This window comes from Paucibacter sp. KBW04, from assembly GCF_003852425.1.
Lineage (GTDB): Bacteria > Pseudomonadota > Gammaproteobacteria > Burkholderiales > Burkholderiaceae_C > Paucibacter_A.
This window is the reverse complement of the sequence record NZ_QAJN01000009.1, coordinates 19996-35355: the sequence shown is the minus strand read 5'-3', so window position 1 is coordinate 35355 and position 15360 is coordinate 19996. Positions and strand designations below refer to the sequence as shown.

Annotated in this window: 18 protein-coding genes; 14 read left to right on the top strand and 4 right to left on the bottom strand. The window is 61.9% G+C overall.

All coding sequences use genetic code 11. The annotated features are described in order from the left end of the window. The first annotated feature begins 223 nt into the window (after nt 1-223). The 6 genes from coxB to DBR47_RS11670 all read left to right on the top strand — a co-directional run bounded on the left by coxB (nt 224) and on the right by DBR47_RS11670 (nt 5075). Nucleotides 224-1384 carry a cytochrome c oxidase subunit II gene (coxB, locus tag DBR47_RS11690; RefSeq protein WP_124450305.1) on the top strand — a complete coding sequence of 387 codons (1161 nt, stop codon included), beginning with the start codon at nt 224-226 and terminating at the stop codon, nt 1382-1384. 29 nt (nt 1385-1413) lie between these two features. After that, nucleotides 1414-3045, top strand: coding sequence for a cytochrome c oxidase subunit I (gene ctaD, locus DBR47_RS11685; RefSeq protein ID WP_124450180.1), 1632 nt, complete (start codon nt 1414-1416; stop codon nt 3043-3045). Between the two features lie 4 nt (nt 3046-3049). Continuing rightward, nucleotides 3050-3166 carry a cytochrome oxidase small assembly protein gene (locus DBR47_RS25010; protein ID WP_231512269.1) on the top strand — a complete coding sequence of 39 codons (117 nt, stop codon included), beginning with the start codon at nt 3050-3052 and terminating at the stop codon, nt 3164-3166. Nucleotides 3167-3192: 26 nt separating this feature from the next. Further along, nucleotides 3193-3858 (top strand): cytochrome c oxidase assembly protein, encoded by a 666-nt coding sequence (locus DBR47_RS11680; protein ID WP_124450178.1) that lies wholly within the window; start codon nt 3193-3195, stop codon nt 3856-3858. A gap of 68 nt (nt 3859-3926) precedes the next feature. Next, on the top strand, nt 3927-4103 hold the full coding sequence (locus DBR47_RS11675) for a DUF2970 domain-containing protein (protein WP_124450303.1): 177 nt from the start codon (nt 3927-3929) through the stop codon (nt 4101-4103). Nucleotides 4104-4190: 87 nt separating this feature from the next. Further along, the gene (locus tag DBR47_RS11670) at nt 4191-5075 is read left to right on the top strand and encodes a cytochrome c oxidase subunit 3 (protein ID WP_124450176.1); all 885 of its coding nucleotides are present in this window, start codon (nt 4191-4193) and stop codon (nt 5073-5075) included. A gap of 74 nt (nt 5076-5149) precedes the next feature. Here DBR47_RS11670 and DBR47_RS11665 read toward each other — a convergent pair whose 3' ends face one another. Continuing rightward, a complete protein-coding gene (locus DBR47_RS11665) occupies nt 5150-5377 on the bottom strand; it encodes a DUF2909 domain-containing protein (protein ID WP_124450174.1) in 228 nt (75 codons plus the stop codon). A 33-nt stretch (nt 5378-5410) separates the two neighbouring features. On the opposite strand from DBR47_RS11665, the gene DBR47_RS11660 reads away from it, so the two are divergent. From DBR47_RS11660 to DBR47_RS11640, 5 genes are read left to right on the top strand one after another with little or no spacing between them, the layout of a single operon-like run. Next, the gene (locus tag DBR47_RS11660; RefSeq protein ID WP_124450172.1) at nt 5411-6166 is read left to right on the top strand and encodes an SURF1 family protein; all 756 of its coding nucleotides are present in this window, start codon (nt 5411-5413) and stop codon (nt 6164-6166) included. Then, nucleotides 6147-6833 (top strand): SCO family protein, encoded by a 687-nt coding sequence (locus DBR47_RS11655; protein WP_370454907.1) that lies wholly within the window; start codon nt 6147-6149, stop codon nt 6831-6833. The genes DBR47_RS11660 and DBR47_RS11655 overlap by 20 nt, the downstream gene beginning before the upstream one ends. A gap of 11 nt (nt 6834-6844) precedes the next feature. Beyond that, nucleotides 6845-8023 (top strand): heme A synthase, encoded by a 1179-nt coding sequence (locus DBR47_RS11650; protein ID WP_231512268.1) that lies wholly within the window; start codon nt 6845-6847, stop codon nt 8021-8023. 28 nt (nt 8024-8051) lie between these two features. Then, nucleotides 8052-8972 carry a heme o synthase gene (gene cyoE, locus DBR47_RS11645; protein WP_124450166.1) on the top strand — a complete coding sequence of 307 codons (921 nt, stop codon included), beginning with the start codon at nt 8052-8054 and terminating at the stop codon, nt 8970-8972. A gap of 15 nt (nt 8973-8987) precedes the next feature. Continuing rightward, the gene (locus DBR47_RS11640; RefSeq protein ID WP_124450164.1) at nt 8988-9614 is read left to right on the top strand and encodes an SCO family protein; all 627 of its coding nucleotides are present in this window, start codon (nt 8988-8990) and stop codon (nt 9612-9614) included. 96 nt (nt 9615-9710) lie between these two features. On the opposite strand, the gene rpoH is transcribed toward DBR47_RS11640, so the two are convergent. The 3 genes from rpoH to ychF form a co-directional block, all read right to left on the bottom strand. After that, nucleotides 9711-10637 (bottom strand): RNA polymerase sigma factor RpoH, encoded by a 927-nt coding sequence (rpoH, locus tag DBR47_RS11635; protein ID WP_370454905.1) that lies wholly within the window; start codon nt 10635-10637, stop codon nt 9711-9713. A gap of 261 nt (nt 10638-10898) precedes the next feature. Beyond that, on the bottom strand, nt 10899-11405 hold the full coding sequence (locus tag DBR47_RS11630) for a chemotaxis protein CheW (protein ID WP_124450159.1): 507 nt from the start codon (nt 11403-11405) through the stop codon (nt 10899-10901). Between the two features lie 287 nt (nt 11406-11692). Continuing rightward, complete coding sequence (gene ychF / locus DBR47_RS11625; protein WP_124450158.1) at nt 11693-12784, bottom strand: redox-regulated ATPase YchF; 1092 nt, start codon at nt 12782-12784, stop codon at nt 11693-11695. Between the two features lie 173 nt (nt 12785-12957). Here ychF and DBR47_RS11620 point away from each other — a divergent pair, with 173 nt between their 5' ends. From DBR47_RS11620 to DBR47_RS11610, 3 genes are read left to right on the top strand one after another with little or no spacing between them, the layout of a single operon-like run. Further along, nucleotides 12958-14070 carry an FAD-dependent monooxygenase gene (locus DBR47_RS11620; protein ID WP_124450156.1) on the top strand — a complete coding sequence of 371 codons (1113 nt, stop codon included), beginning with the start codon at nt 12958-12960 and terminating at the stop codon, nt 14068-14070. A gap of 31 nt (nt 14071-14101) precedes the next feature. Further along, nucleotides 14102-14851, top strand: coding sequence for a DsbC family protein (locus DBR47_RS11615; RefSeq protein WP_124450154.1), 750 nt, complete (start codon nt 14102-14104; stop codon nt 14849-14851). 25 nt (nt 14852-14876) lie between these two features. Beyond that, a complete protein-coding gene (locus DBR47_RS11610; protein WP_124450152.1) occupies nt 14877-15347 on the top strand; it encodes a DUF3429 domain-containing protein in 471 nt (156 codons plus the stop codon). Nucleotides 15348-15360 lie beyond the last annotated feature (13 nt).

The following is a 15360-nucleotide window of genomic DNA, read 5'->3' as shown; positions in this document are numbered from 1 at the left end:
ATCCTTGAGCCAACTCAAATACAAGTCATTGAGACAAGACAGGCTTCGGGGTTTGCCCAGCGTGGCGTTCTTTGGGGCCTTGTTTGATCGGAATGAGCGGTACCGACCCGGTGTTGGTACGGTCCATTCATCAGATGAACTAGAAACAAGAGTGACGACCATGAAGATGACGAACGCAGGAGTGCATCAGGAGGCCGCGTGCCAACTGGGACGCATGGGGCGCATGAAACGCTGGGGTCAGCAGGTCAAGCTGGCCGCGGCGGCAGGCTCTGCTTTTGTGGCCCAGGCGGCCCTGGCGGTCAACGACCTGCCCGGCGGGCCGGCGGTCAATCAGATCAATCTGCATCCTCCGGTCACTCGCATCGCTGCCGATCAGATGTGGTTGCACAACTTCATGATGATCATCTGTCTGCTGATCTTCGTGGCCGTGTTTGGGGTGATGTTCTATTCCATCTTCAAGCACCGCAAGTCCAAGGGCGCGGTGGCGGCCCACTTTCATGAGAGCGTCAAGGTCGAAATCGCCTGGACCGTCGTGCCCTTCATCATCGTCATCCTGATGGCCTTGCCGGCCACCAAGGTGGTGGTGGCCATGAAGGACACCACCAATGCCGACCTGACCATCAAGGCCACCGGCTACCAGTGGAAGTGGGGTTACGACTACATCAAGGGTGAGGGCGAAGGCATTGGCTTCCTGGCCACTCTGGACCCCGCCCAGCGCGAGATGTCTGACGCCGGCAAGCCCGCGGGCGACGATTACCTGCTGAAGGTGGACAACCCCCTGGTGGTGCCCGTCAACAAAAAGGTGCGCATCATCACCACCGCCAATGACGTGATCCATGCCTGGATGGTGCCGGCCTTCGGCGTCAAGCAAGACGCAATCCCCGGCTTTGTGCGCGACACCTGGTTCAAGTCCGAGAAGATCGGCGACTTCTACGGCCAGTGCGCCGAGTTGTGCGGCAAGGAACACGCTTACATGCCCATCCACGTGAAGGTGGTGTCGGCCGCTGACTACAGCGCCTGGGTGGATGGCAAGAAGAAGGAATTGGCCGCCAAGGCCGATGATCCGAGCAAGGTTTGGGATCAGGCTGCGCTGGTGGCCCGGGGCGAGAAGGTCTACGCCGCCAACTGCGCTGTTTGCCACAAGCCGGACGGCAAGGGCGCCGGCCCGATCAAGGCGCTGGACGGTTCGCCCGTGGTGCTGAATGAGGACAAGCTCAAGCAAATCGCTGTGCTGCTGAATGGCCAGAACAACGGCGCCATGCCTGCGTGGAAGCAGTTGTCTGACACCGAGATCGCCGCCGTGATCACCTACACCAAGAACAGCTGGTCGAACAAGACCGCTCAGGTGGTGCAGCCCGCCGAAGTTTTGGCTCTGCGCAAGTAAGCGCCTGAACGTCTAGCAAAGGAAAAATGATGAGTGCAGTGCTCGACAACCACGGCCATGGCGTTCACGACCACCATGACCATCATGACCACCACGCGCCGAGTGGCTGGCGCCGCTGGGTCTTTGCCACCAATCACAAAGACATCGGAACGCTCTACCTGCTGTTCGCCTTCACGATGCTGATGATTGGCGGCGTCTTGGCGCTGTGCATACGCGCCGAGTTGTTCCAGCCCGGTTTGCAGTTCTTCAATCCTGAGCTGTTCAACCAGTTCACCACCATGCACGGCCTGATCATGGTGTTCGGCGCCATCATGCCGGCCTTTGTGGGCTTCGCGAACTGGATGATCCCGCTGCAGATCGGTGCATCGGACATGGCTTTTGCGCGCATGAATAACTTCAGCTTCTGGCTGATGATTCCGGCGGCGCTGATGCTGGTGGCCTCCTTCTTCATGCCCGGCGGCGCTCCCGCAGCCGGCTGGACGCTGTATGCCCCGCTGACCCTGCAGATGGGCCCCTCGATGGATGCCGGCATCTTCGCCATGCACATTCTGGGCGCCTCCTCCATCATGGGCTCGATCAACATCATCGTCACCATCCTGAATATGCGCGCGCCCGGCATGACGCTGATGAAGATGCCCATGTTCGCCTGGACCTGGTTGATCACCGCCTATCTGCTGATCGCCGTCATGCCCGTGCTGGCCGGTGCCATCACCATGACGCTGACCGATCGCCACTTCGGCACCAGCTTCTTCAGCCCGGCCGGTGGTGGTGACCCCATCATGTACCAGCACATCTTCTGGTTCTTCGGTCACCCCGAGGTCTACATCATGATCTTGCCGGCCTTCGGCATCATCAGCCAGATCGTGCCGGCCTTTGCCCGCAAGCGCCTGTTTGGCTACGCCTCCATGGTGTACGCCACGGCCTCCATCGCCATCCTGTCCTTCATCGTGTGGGCTCACCATATGTTCGCCACCGGCATGCCGGTGACGGGTCAGCTCTTCTTCATGTACGCCACCATGTTGATCGCCGTGCCCACGGGCGTGAAGATCTTCAACTGGCTGGCCACCATGTGGCGCGGTTCCATGACGTTTGAAGTGCCCATGCTGTGGGCCGTGGGCTTTATCTTTGTGTTCACCATGGGCGGTTTCACCGGCCTGATCTGCGCCATGGCGCCGGTGGACATCCAGATCCAAGACACTTACTACGTCGTCGCCCACTTCCACTATGTGCTGGTGGCCGGCTCCCTGTACGCCTTGTTTGCAGGTGTTTACTACTGGGGCCCCAAGTGGACCGGTGTGATGTTCAATGAAACGCGCGGCAAGATCCATTTCTGGGGCTCGCTGATCAGCTTCAACATCACCTTCTTCCCCATGCACTTCCTGGGGCTGGCCGGCATGCCGCGTCGCTACGCCGACTATCCCATCCAGTTCGCCGACTTCAACGCCATCGCTTCGATCGGCGCATTCTGGTTCGGTCTGATGCAGGTCTATTTCTTCCTCTTCGTCGTCATCCCCATGATGCGCGGCAAGGGTGAGAAAGCGCCCCAGCGTCCTTGGGAAGCTGCCGAAGGCCTGGAATGGGAAGTGCCGTCGCCGGCTCCCTTCCACACGTTTGAAGAGCCGCCCAAGCTGAATGCCAATGCCACCAAGGTGATCGGTTAAGACCATGGCTCAGACGCCCGAACAGCGCAAAAGCAATAAGCGCCTGGCCTTGATTCTGGCCAGCGTGGCCCTGGTTTTCTTTGTCGGCTTCATGACCAAGATCGCCGTTCTCGGCTTCTGAGCAAAGAAAAAAACGCGCCTGCGGACATGACTGATCAAAAACGAAGCTGGTCCCTGGCCGCCGCCCTGCGCAGAGACAATCTGCAACTGGTCGGCAAACTGGTCGTGGTGACGGCCTTGATGTTCGGCTTCGGCTATGCCTTGGTGCCTTTGTACAAGGCGGTTTGCACGGCGCTGGGCATCAATGTTTTGTCGCTGTCCGAGCGCCAGCATGCGGTGCGCGCCGAAGACGTCAAGAACACCCAGGTGGATACCAGTCGCTCCATCTCGGTGGAGTTTGACGCCAACTCGCGTGGGCCCTGGGAGTTCAAGCCCGAGGTCTCCAACCTGACCGTGCACCCGGGCCAGCTGACCACGGTGATGTATGAGTTCCGCAATGTGCAGAACCGGGTGATGTCGGCCCAGGCGATTCCGAGTTATGCACCCAAGCAGGCGACGGCGCACTTCAACAAGCTGGAGTGCTTTTGCTTCAATGAGTACACCTTGCAGCCGGGCGAGACCAAGCGTTGGCCGGTGGTCTTTGTGATCGACCCCAAGCTGCCCAAGGATGTGAAGACCATCACCTTGTCCTACACCTTCTTCGAGGTGGCGGGCAAGGGGCAAAAAAAGCTGCCGGGTACGCCGCCGGCGCCGACGGCGGCGCTGAGTCCGACACCGGGCACGGCGCCGATCGCCAAGGAGTTGCGGCTGTGAGCGGCGGCGACAAGGCGGGGGATGACTTCAAGGAAGTGGCGGCCCGGCCGCTGTCCTTTTTGCAAACCATGCGCGCGGTGGCTTGGTCGTTTTTCGGCATCCGTCGTGGGGCCGACTATGAGAAGGATGTGGCTCGGCTGAATCCGGTGCATGTGATCATCGGCGGCGTCATCGGAGCCCTGTTGTTTGTTTTGGTCCTGGTGCTGCTGGTCCAGTGGGTGATTGGCAGCGGCGTGGCCGCTTGAGTTTGATTGCTTTCTTAGGTGTGTTGATAGACCTGATTTGAGTTTCTAGCGAAATCTGGACTGATTCCTAGTTCAAGGAGAAGAAAAATGTCGGCAGCGACTTCCACGGGCAAAGCCCCTTACTACTTCGTCCCCGGCCCTTCGCGGCACCCGGTGATGGCCGCCATCGGCCTGTTCTTCGTGATCCTGGGCGCAGGCCAGTGGATCAACGATCACGACTGGGGCAAGTACTCTTTGATCTTCGGCCTGCTCTGGTTCGCCGTGGTGCTCAAGCAGTGGTTCGGTGACGCCATCCGCGAGAGCGAAGGGGGTCAGTACAGCGATCGCATCGACCTGTCCTTCCGCTGGAGCATGGGCTGGTTCATCTTCTCCGAGGTGATGTTCTTCGCCGCTTTCTTTGGCGCCCTCTACTGGGCCCGTGTGCATTCGGTGCCTGCGCTGGGCAGCCTGGACAACAATCTGCTGTGGCCCGACTTCAAGGCCATCTGGCCCAGCGTGGCCGCCGGTGCCACGGCTTCGCCGGCCGGTACGGTGGAGCCCTTCGCCACCATGGGCCCCTGGCCTCTGCCCACCATCAACACCGCCTTGCTGTTGACCTCGGGCGTGACGCTGACCGTGGCACACCATGCTTTGATCGCCGGCCAGCGTGCCAAGACGATTGCCTTTATGTGGCTGACCGTGCTGCTGGGCATCACCTTCTTGAGCGTGCAGGGCTATGAGTACTACCACGCTTACACCGATCTGAACCTCAAGCTCAGCTCCGGCGTGTTTGGTTCCACCTTCTTCATGCTGACCGGCTTCCACGGCTTCCACGTCTTCGTGGGCATGTTGATGCTGCTCTTCATCACCCTGCGCCTGCAAAAAGGCCACTTCACCAAGGACAGACACTTCGGTTTCGAAGGTGCGGCCTGGTACTGGCACTTTGTGGACGTGGTGTGGCTGGGCCTCTACTTCATCGTCTACTGGATGTAAGCCTGGGCCGCCAGGCCTCATGAGAAAAGCGCCGCAGACAGCGGCGCTTTTTCCTTCTGAAGTGTTTGAGTGGCTTATCGATTCAGCGGCAGGCCGGTCGGTTCTATCCAACCCATCAGATAGCTCAGCAAAATGAACAGGAACAAGGCCACCGACAAGCCCACCCGCAGGGCCAAGGCGCGCGCCATATTGGGTCCACGCTTGGATTTGTCGGCGCCGCTGCTGCCCTTGAGCATGAACAGGCCGGCGGCGGCGAGGGCGCCCAGAATGCCAATAAAGGCGATCGAGATGACGAGTTTCATGGCGGCCGATTATGCGCTGCTGGGCTGCGCTGCATGAGCCCAGCCGCGCGTGCCTGGCTGATCTTCGCGGCCGCCCTGGTTTCGGTGGCCTTGACCGCACGACTGGGCGTTTGGCAACTGGACCGTGCAGCCCAGAAAATTGCCCTGCAAGAGGTGGTGGATCAGCGTGCTCAACTGCCGGCCCTGCTGGCCTCGCAGCTGCAGGCAGACGAGCAAGGGGCTCGTGCTCAGCTGCAGCGCCGCGTGCATTTGCGCGGCACCTGGCTGAGCGACAAGACGGTGTTTTTGGACAATCGCCCCATGGATGGGCGGGTCGGCTTCTTCGTCGTGACCCCGCTGCGCCTGAGCGATCGTGGCGAGGCGATTCTGGTGCAACGCGGCTGGGTGCCACGCGACGCGCAGGACCGCAGCCGGCTGCCCACGCTGGCCGACACCGCGGATGTCGAGGTCGAAGTTCAGGGCCGATTGGCCTTGGCGCCCTCACGTCTGTTCGAGTTCAGCGCGGCGGCGAGCGGCGTGATCCGGCAAAATCTCGATGCGGCGGCCTATGCTCTGGAAATCAAGCAGGGTTTGTTGCCCCTGACCGTGCTGCAGTCCGGCCCGGTGAATCCGCAGGACGGCTTGTTAAGGGATTGGGCCGCGCCCGATCTGGGTCTGCAAAAACACTACGGTTACGCCTTTCAATGGTTTGCGCTGTCGGCGCTGCTCCTGGGTCTTTATGTCTGGTTCCAACTCATCCGCCCCGTCCTTCAACGAAAAGCCAAGTCCCATGCCCGTCATGAGCCGTGAACAAGTCGAGCCCCTGAGCCTGAGCGTGCACAGCCTGCCGGACCCGCGCGAGATGGCGCAGCAGCAAGAACGCACCCGTAGCGGGCGCCTGCGCATGTTGCTGGTGCTGGCCGCCTGCGCCGCGCCGGTCATCGCTTCCTATTTCACCTTCTACGTCATCAAGCCTGGCGGCAAGGCTTATAGCGATTTGATCCACCCCACGGTGGACATGCCCGTGAATCTGCATCTACGCGATCTGCAGGGCCAGCCGGTGCAGGCCGAAAGCCTCAAAGGCCAGTGGCTGCTGACCCTGGTGCAGAGCGCCGGCTGCGACACGGCTTGTGAGCGCCAGCTCTTCATGCAGCGTCAGCTGCGCGAAATGCTGGGCAAGGAGCGCGACAAGGTCGACAAGCTGCTGCTGATCTCGGACGAAGCCCCGCTGCGCCCCGAGCTGCTGCAAGCCCTGACGACCGGCATCCCGGTGACGATTTTGCGAGCCCCGCGTGCCGAGCTGGAGGCCTTTTTGAAGCCGGCTCAAGGCCAGAACCTGAACGATCACTTCTATGTGATCGATCCCATGGGGCGCTGGATGATGCGCGCGCCGGTGGATCCAGACCCCAGCAAGCTCAAGAACGATTTGAACCGCCTGCTCAAAGCCAATGCCGGCTGGGACAAGCCAGGGCGATAAGGGTCAACAGCGTGGATATTGATTTCACCGCACTGGCCCAGTTGGCTGGTTTGGGGGCCTTGCTGGCCTGCGGCCCCTTGCTGTGGTTGCGCCAGCGCTCCAAGGCCGACACGCCGACTGCGCGCTTGCGTGCGCTGACGGTCTTGACGCTGTTCCTGACCTTTGACTTGGTGCTTTTTGGTGCCTTCACCCGTTTGACCGACTCGGGTCTGGGTTGCCCCGACTGGCCAGGCTGTTATGGCGAGGCCAGCCCGCTGGGCGCACATGCCGAGATTTCGGCCGCTCAGGCCGCCATGCCCACCGGCCCGGTGACCCATGGCAAGGCCTGGGTGGAGATGATTCACCGCTATCTGGCCAGCGCGGTGGGCGTGCTCATCATCGTGATCTGCGTGAGGACATGGAAGCTGGTGCGCCGTCACGGCACGGCGGCCTTGCAGCTGTCGCCCTGGTGGTCTTGCCTGACCTTGTTCTGGGTCTGCATGCAGGGTGCTTTTGGCGCTTTGACGGTGACCATGAAGTTATTCCCCGCCATCGTCACCTTGCATCTGCTGGGTGGTGTCGGCCTCTTGATGCTGCTGGCTTGGCAGGCCCAGGCCTATGAGCCCAATCCTCTGCGCTTGCGGCCCGCCTTGCGGCGTGGCGCCAGGCTGCTCTTGCTGGCCTTGATCGTTCAGGTGGCCCTGGGCGCGTGGGTGAGCACCAATTACGCGGTGCTGGCTTGCTCTGAGTTCCCCACCTGCCAGGGCGGCCAGTGGTGGCCCCCCATGGACTTTGAACATGGCTTCACGATCTGGCGCGAGCTGGGCGTGGGGGCCGACGGCGGCTGGTTGCCTTTTGCGGCGCTGACGGCCATCCATATGGTCCACCGCATCGGCGCACTGATCGTGTTCAGCGGCCTGGCAGTTTTGTGCTGGGCCTTGTGGACCAGTGGCCAGGCGCAGGCCCGTGTCTGGGCCAAGCGCTTGCTGTGGGCGGCCGCCTGGCAGCTGCTCAGCGGCATGTCCAATGTGGTGCTGGACTGGCCCATGCTGGCGGCCCTGGCCCATACCGGCGGCGCAGCCATGCTCTTGATGCTGATGAGCTTTATGCTGGCCCAGATTCGCCAGGGGCAGGGCGCTGCCCAGGCCGTTTCGGCGGCGCCGCCCCTTTCTTCTTCTTCTTCTTCACCGCGCGCTCGTGCCGGTGCCTGACCTCGAATACCGACACCGTTTTCTCCCTATGGCCTCCAATCCTTCCCTCGCTGCGGCCACGAGCATGAGCTCTCGCTGGCAGCAGTATTACCAGCTGACCAAGCCGCGTGTGGTGCAGCTGATTGTGTTTTGCGCCGTGATCGGCATGGCCTTGGCCGTGCCCGGCCTGCCCTCGGGCACGCAATGGGGCGCCATTCTGGCCGCCACCGTGGGCATCTGGTTGGTGGCCGGTGCGGCGGCCGCTTTCAACTGCCTGATTGAGCAGCAGATTGACGCCAAGATGAAGCGCACCGCTTGGCGTGCCACGGCCAAGGGTCAGCTGAGCCAGGGCCAGACCCTGGTCTTTTCTGCTTTGTTGTGCGGGCTGGGCTCGGCCATTTTGTGGGTCTGGGTCAACCCGTTGACCATGTGGCTGACCTTTGCCACCTTCATCGGCTATGCCGTCATCTACACCGTGGTGCTCAAGCCCATGACGCCGCAAAACATCGTCATCGGCGGCGCCTCGGGTGCGATGCCGCCGGTGCTGGGTTGGGCGGCCATGCGAGGCGAAGTTGGACCTGAGGCCATGCTGCTGTGCTTGATTATTTTTCTGTGGACGCCACCGCATTTCTGGGCCCTGGCTCTGTACCGCACCGAGGAATACCGCAAGGCCGGCCTGCCCATGCTGCCGGTGACCCATGGTTCGGAATACACCCGCTTGCAGATCTTCCTCTACACCTGGATTTTGTTGGCCGCGACCCTGCTACCCTTCTTGACTGGCATGAGCGGCTGGATCTATCTGGCCAGCGCCGTGCTGCTGGGCCTGGGCTTCTGCGCCTATGCTTGGAAGCTGTGGCGCAATTATTCGGACGAGTTGGCGCGCAGCACCTTCCGCTTTTCCATCCTGCATCTGTCCTTGCTGTTTGCGGCCTTGCTGGTGGACCACTATCTCTCCCCCTGGATCCGCTGAAGCTTCTTCCTCGCTATGAAAACTCCCTCCCGCTACTTCTTCACCAAACTTCTGCTCGCGTCTAGCCTGGTCCTGGGTTTGAGCGCCTGCGACAAGCTGGGCCTGGGACAAAGCGATAAGCCCGCGTTCAAAGGCGTGGACCTGACCGGCGCCGAGTACGCCCGCAATCTGAGCCTCAGCGATCAAGAGGGCCGTGCGCGCAGCCTGGCCGAGTTCAAGGGCAAGGTGGTGGTGGTCTTCTTTGGCTACACCCAGTGCCCCGACGTTTGCCCCACCACCTTGGCCGAGCTGGCCGAGGTCAAGCGCTCCCTGGGAGCCGATGGTGAACGGGTGCAAGGCGTTTTTGTGACGGTGGATCCCGAACGGGATACCGCGCCCTTGCTGAAAGCCTATCTGGCCAGCTTTGACCCGAGCTTTGTGGCTTTGCGCGGCAGCGAGGAGCAGACCAAGGCCATGGCCAAGGAATTCAAGATCTTCTACGCCAAGGTGCCCGGCAAGACGCCGGAGAGCTACACCATGGACCACACCGCCGCCAGCTTCATCTACGACACCCAGGGCCGGGTGCGGGTGTTCTCGCGTTATGGCTCGGGTGCGCAAGCGCTGTCGGACGACATCAAGATCTTGTTGGCCGAAAAGTCCTGAGGCACAGGCATCCCCGGTGAAAAGGGAAAAGCCCCTGCAGGCGTTCTGCAGGGGCTTTTCTTTTGGGGGCGAAGCGCCAGCGGCTTCAGGCCAGCTTTATGCGGGTGACAGGGTCTTGCGCATCTTCTTCATCGCGGCCACCTCGATCTGGCGGATACGTTCGGCGCTGACGCCATACTCGGCCGCCAACTCATGCAGCGTCATGCCGCCGGTGGAGTCGTCGTTGACCTTGAGCCAGCGCTCTTCCACGATGCGACGGCTGCGCTCGTCCAGGGCTTCGAGGGCGCGAGTGATGCCGTCGCTGGCCAGGGAATCACGGGCCTGTGCTTCCAGCACGCGCGTGGGTTCCTGGGTTTCGTCGGCCAGATAGGCGATCGGGGCATAGGCCTCGCCCTCATCGTCAGTCAAGGGCTCCAGGGCCACATCACCGCCGGACATGCGGGTCTCCATCTCCAGCACTTCTTCGCGCTTGACGTTGAGCTCGCGTGCCACATGCTCCAACTGGGCCTCGGTCAGGCTCATGCGGTGCGTCAGGTCGTCGCTTTGCTCTTCCTTCATGCTGTGCTTCATGGAGCGCAGATTGAAGAACAGCTTGCGCTGGGCCTTGGTGGTGGCGACCTTGACCATGCGCCAGTTGCGAAGCACGTATTCGTGAATCTCCGCCTTGATCCAGTGCATGGCATAGCTGACCAGACGCACGCCCTGATCGGGGTCGTAGCGCTTGACGGCCTTCATCAGGCCCACATTGCCTTCCTGGATCAGATCGCCCTGGGGCAGGCCGTAGCCCATGTATTGACGCGAGATGGACACCACCAAACGCAGGTGGGAGAGCACCAATTTACCGGCGGCTTCCAGATCACCGCTGTCGCGCAGACGGCGAGCGGCGCTGCTTTCCTCTTCGGGCGTCAGCAGGGGCAGGCGGTTCACGGCGGAAATGTACGCGTCCAGATTGCCCAGGGAGGGCACCAGTGACCAGGGGTCACGGACCGTCAGCGCAGCAGCAGGGGTAACCATCGTCATCATTTCATCCTTCGCAGTTCGAACGTTTGGCCGTTCGATAAAGAAGATATTAGCACTCGCTGTGAATGAGTGCCAATGGCGAAAGGTTATTGGTTTTGTGTAGGATTTGTAAGAGAAAAACTGAGGGTGCTTACTAACTTTTTGAGTCGAAAGTTAGCGTAGGCCGGGGCCGGGCCCTTGTTGCGGCCTGGATAGATGCCTAGACCCGGCTCTTGGCCCGGCTTTTGGGGCCGGGGCTTTGAGCAAGGGGCGCAAGCCCGGCAATCAGTCAATCAAGCCGAAATCGGGGCTGGCGACCATGGACTCGATGTCCAGCAGGATCAGCATGCGTTCGGCGATTTTGCCCAGGCCGGTGATGAAGCGGGCGTCCATGGCACAGGCGACTTCTGGCGGCGGCTTGATCTGGTCGGCATTGAGTTCTAGCACGTCCGAAACCGAGTCCACCACGATGCCGACGATGCGCTGACAGACATTGAGCACGATCACCACGGTGAAGTCGGTGTAATCGGCCGTCTGGCCCAGGCGCATGCGCAGGTCCACGATGGGGACGATGACGCCGCGCAGATTGGTCACACCCTTGATGAAGGCCGGCGCGTTGGCCACGCGGGTCGGGGCTTCGTAAGAGCGAATCTCCTGCACGCGCAAGATGTCCAGGCCATATTCCTCGGCGCTGATGCGGAAGGTCAGGAACTGCTGGGAATCGGGCCGAGCTTGACCGGTGGTTTGCAGCGCTTGGGAGCCGGGTTGGGAAACCAGTTCGGTAGAGGTCATGGAAGGTGTCAGCTAAAAGGCGCTTTGAAAGCGGGTCTGCCAAGAAGGGCTGCGTGCCGGACACGGCGGTGGCTCACATCGCCATCGATGCAGGGCAAGCAGGCTTCCTCGCCTTGCTATTTTGCGGCTTCCTGAAGCCTTGAATCCAGCGATCAGGCCATGCCGGCGGCACTTTCTTGGCACTTCTCACAAAAAATGCTGTGCCGCAGCAGAAATTTTGCGCCAGTCAGGCCTGGCATCCCGGCTGCGGCCCCAATAAAAAAGCCCGCGGCTGCGGGCTTTTCAAATTAGACGTTGAACAAGAAGTTCAGCACGTCGCCATCCTTGACCACGTACTCCTTGCCTTCGGCGCGCATCTTGCCGGCGTCCTTGGCACCTTGCTCACCCTTGTAGGTGATGAAGTCCTCATAGGAGATGGTCTGGGCGCGGATATAGCCGCGCTCAAAGTCGGTGTGGATCACGCCGGCGGCTTGCGGGCCGGTGTCGCCCTTGTGAATGGTCCAGGCGCGCACTTCCTTCACGCCAGCGGTGAAGTAGGTTTGCAGGCCCAGCAGGCTGAAGGCGGCGCGGATCAGGCGGTTCAGGCCCGGCTCCTCCTGGCCCATTTCGGACAGGAACATGGCGCGGTCTTCATCGCTCATTTCCGACAGCTCGGCCTCGGTCTTGGCGCAGATGGCGACGACAGGGCCATTCTGGGCGGCGGCGTATTCCTTCAGGCGGTCCAGGAAGGGGTTGTTCTCGAAACCGTCTTCCGAGACATTGGCCACAAACATGGCCGGCTTGGCGGTGATCAGGCACAGAGGCTTGAGCAGGACCAGCTCTTCCTTGCTGAAGTCAATCGTGCGCACGGGCTTGGCTTGGTTCAGCGCGGCTTCGCACTTCTCCAGCACCTTGACCAGGGCGATGGCGTCCTTGTCGCCAGCGCGCGCCACCTTGTTGTAGCGGTGCAGGCTCTTTTCCACCGTGCCCATATCGGCCAGGCAGAGTTCGGTCTGGATCACCTCGATGTCAGAGATCGGGTCGATCTTGTTATTGACGTGGATGACGTTGCCGTCTTCAAAACAGCGCACCACATTGACGATGGCGTCGGTTTCGCGGATGTGGGAGAGGAATTTATTGCCCAGGCCCTCGCCCTTGGAGGCGCCCGCCACCAGGCCGGCGATGTCCACGAACTCGACCACGGCTGGCAGCACGCGCTCGGGCTTGACGATTTCGGCCAGGGCGGCCAAGCGCGGGTCGGGCAACTCCACCACGCCCACATTGGGTTCGATGGTGCAGAACGGGTAGTTCTCAGCGGCGATGCCGGCCTTGGTCAGCGCGTTGAAGAGGGTGGACTTGCCGACATTGGGCAGGCCAACGATGCCGCATTTGAGACTCATGGAAAACTTTCTGGCTAAGGCGCGCTTGACGCAAAACGGGGATTTTAGTCGCCTTGTGCATGGGCTGGGCGGCTCGGCCGGGCTTGGCGCGTCGTTCGCATGCCAATCCGGCTGGCCCTTGGCGTGGGTGTGGGCACCACAGTGCCCGCGCATTGCCTGCCTACAATGCCCGCATGCAAAGCTATGAAGTCTTGGTTCGTGGAAGCGGCTGCGTCGGGCGCAGCCTGGCCTTGGCCCTGGGGGCCAAAGGCTTGCGGGTGGCTTTGCTGGCCAGCGCCGAACCCAGCCAGGCCCAACGAGACGATGTGCGCAGTTATGCGCTCAACGCCGCCTCCGTGCGCCTGCTGCGCGAGCTCAAGGTGTGGGACTCCCTGGCGGCTGACGCGATCACGCCGGTTTACGACATGAAGATCCGTGGCGACGCTGCGGGCTCGCTCTTGGAGTTTTCCAGCTGGACCCAGGGCGTGGCCGAGCTGGCCTTCATCGTGGACGCCGGGGCGCTGGAGCAGCAGCTGGCCCAGGCCCTGCGCTTTGCGCCGCATGTGCAACGGGTGGATGCAGCCGTTCCGGCCGCCTTGACCGCCTTGTGCGAAGGCCGCGATTCAGCCATGCGGGGCGAGTTGGGCGTCAAGTTTGAAAAACACAGCTATGGCCATCGCGCCATTGCCGCGCGGCTGACCACCGATAGGCCGCATCAGGGCGTGGCCCATCAATGGTTTCGCTCCCCCGACATCCTGGCCTTGCTGCCGATTGCCAAACCCGAGCCGGGCGCCTCGTTTGGCCTGGTGTGGTCTTTGCCTGAGGCGCGTGCGGACGAGTTGCTGGCTGCGGGTGAAACCCTGTTCGAACAGGCGCTGAACGAGGCCAGCCAAGGCGAGGCCGGCCGGCTGAGCCTGGCCAGCAGTCTCTCGTCATGGCCCTTGGCTTTGGCGCGTGCCGAGCCCTTGATCGGCCCGGGCTGGGCATTGCTCGGTGACGCGGCCCATCTGGTGCATCCGCTGGCGGGGCAGGGTCTGAATCTGGGTCTGGCCGATGTGGCGGCCTTGACGAGCGTCATCGCCGAGCGCGAGAGCTGGCGCAGCCTGGGGGATGAAAAACTGCTGCGCCGCTATGTGCGTGCGCGTCAGCTGGATACCTGGGCCATGGGTGAATTGACCGATGGCTTGTTGAAGATGTTTGCCAGCGACGCTGCGGCCTTGCGCACCTTGCGCAATACCGGCATGAGCGCGCTGAATTCCTTGGCCCCCCTGAAGCGCTGGTTGACCCAGCGCGCCCTGGGTGCCTGACATTCTGCTTTGTTGAGAGATTGAGATTCGAATGAGCTTTTTGCCCAACTCCCTGCGCCGTTTCAGCCTCAGCTTGAGCTTGCTGGCCTGTTTGCCCCTGGCTGCCACGGCCAACGAGGCCGTGATCCGCAAGGCCCTGGCCGAACGCTTGAGCGGCCTGCCCAAGATCGAGGAAGTGCGGCCCAGCCCCATGCCGGGGCTGTGGGAAGTGCGCATCGGCAACGAGCTGCGCTATACCGACGCCAGCGGCAGCTTCTGGGTCGAAGGCGAGCTTTTCGATCTGAAGTCTCGCAAGAATCTGACCGAGGAGCGTCTGTCCAAGATCAATGCGATCGACTTCTCCGCCCTGCCTCTGAAGGACGCCATCGTCTGGAAGAGCGGCAATGGCAAGCGCCGTATCGCCGTGTTTGCCGACCCCAACTGCGGCTACTGCAAACGCTTTGAGCGCAGCCTGCAAGACGTCAAGGACGTGACGGTTTACACCTTCCTCATCCCCATCCTGGGCGGCGACTCGCCGGACAAGTCGCGCTCCATCTGGTGCGCCAAGGACTCGACCTCGACCTGGGTGAACTGGATGGTGGACGGCAAGGTGCCGCCCAAGGCCGCGGGTGCTTGTGACGACGGCGCCATCGAGCGCAATGTGGCGCTGGCCCGCCGTCACCATGTCAATGGCACACCGGCCATTATTTTTGAAGATGGCAGCCGCGTGCCGGGTGCCTTGAATGCCGACCAATTGGAAAAGCGCCTGCAAAGCGTGGGCACCAAGGCCGACAAGTCCTGATTTCAACGTCACCAAGCTCAATACCATGACCGCCGCCGCTGTACACCCGGCTTCCACGCCCGCCTTGCCCCTGCACCCCATGGCCATGAAGCTGGGGCATCTGGGCCTCGTGCCCTTTGTGCTGGGCGCCTTGCTGGTTTGGTTGATTGGTGACCGCAATCTGGACGCGCATTACTACGCGGCCCTGGGTTTGTCGGCTTACGCGGCCCTGATCATCTCCTTCCTGGGCGGCATTTACTGGGGCCTGGCCTTCGTCAGCACCAGCCACTCTCCTCAGCCCTTTGTCTGGGGCATCGTGCCCGCGGCCGTGGCCTGGATGGCGGTGATGATGCCGGCTTACGCGGGCCTGGTCTTGCACGGGGTGATGCTGATCGTTTGCTATCTGGTGGATCGCCGCCTCTACCCAAGCCTGGGGGCTTCGGCCTGGCTGACGCTGCGCTTCCGGCTCAGCGCGGTGGCGGCCTTGAGTTGCTTTTTGGCGGCGGCCGGAAGCTGACGGCCATCCCTCC

Coding starts and splice junctions, on each gene's coding strand:
- DBR47_RS11665 (WP_124450174.1), bottom strand. CDS start 5,377: ATGAAACTCGTCATCTCGATCGCCTTTATTGGCATTCTGGGCGCCCTC.
- DBR47_RS11670 (WP_124450176.1), top strand. CDS start 4,191: ATGTCGGCAGCGACTTCCACGGGCAAAGCCCCTTACTACTTCGTCCCC.
- coxB (WP_124450305.1), top strand. CDS start 224: ATGAAACGCTGGGGTCAGCAGGTCAAGCTGGCCGCGGCGGCAGGCTCT.
- rpoH (WP_370454905.1), bottom strand. CDS start 10,637: ATGATGACGATGGTTACCCCTGCTGCTGCGCTGACGGTCCGTGACCCC.
- DBR47_RS11610 (WP_124450152.1), top strand. CDS start 14,877: ATGACCGCCGCCGCTGTACACCCGGCTTCCACGCCCGCCTTGCCCCTG.
- ychF (WP_124450158.1), bottom strand. CDS start 12,784: ATGAGTCTCAAATGCGGCATCGTTGGCCTGCCCAATGTCGGCAAGTCC.
- DBR47_RS11615 (WP_124450154.1), top strand. CDS start 14,102: ATGAGCTTTTTGCCCAACTCCCTGCGCCGTTTCAGCCTCAGCTTGAGC.
- DBR47_RS11655 (WP_370454907.1), top strand. CDS start 6,147: ATGCCCGTCATGAGCCGTGAACAAGTCGAGCCCCTGAGCCTGAGCGTG.
- DBR47_RS11640 (WP_124450164.1), top strand. CDS start 8,988: ATGAAAACTCCCTCCCGCTACTTCTTCACCAAACTTCTGCTCGCGTCT.
- cyoE (WP_124450166.1), top strand. CDS start 8,052: ATGGCCTCCAATCCTTCCCTCGCTGCGGCCACGAGCATGAGCTCTCGC.
- ctaD (WP_124450180.1), top strand. CDS start 1,414: ATGAGTGCAGTGCTCGACAACCACGGCCATGGCGTTCACGACCACCAT.
- DBR47_RS25010 (WP_231512269.1), top strand. CDS start 3,050: ATGGCTCAGACGCCCGAACAGCGCAAAAGCAATAAGCGCCTGGCCTTG.
- DBR47_RS11630 (WP_124450159.1), bottom strand. CDS start 11,405: ATGACCTCTACCGAACTGGTTTCCCAACCCGGCTCCCAAGCGCTGCAA.
- DBR47_RS11680 (WP_124450178.1), top strand. CDS start 3,193: ATGACTGATCAAAAACGAAGCTGGTCCCTGGCCGCCGCCCTGCGCAGA.
- DBR47_RS11660 (WP_124450172.1), top strand. CDS start 5,411: ATGAGCCCAGCCGCGCGTGCCTGGCTGATCTTCGCGGCCGCCCTGGTT.
- DBR47_RS11620 (WP_124450156.1), top strand. CDS start 12,958: ATGCAAAGCTATGAAGTCTTGGTTCGTGGAAGCGGCTGCGTCGGGCGC.
- DBR47_RS11675 (WP_124450303.1), top strand. CDS start 3,927: ATGCGCGCGGTGGCTTGGTCGTTTTTCGGCATCCGTCGTGGGGCCGAC.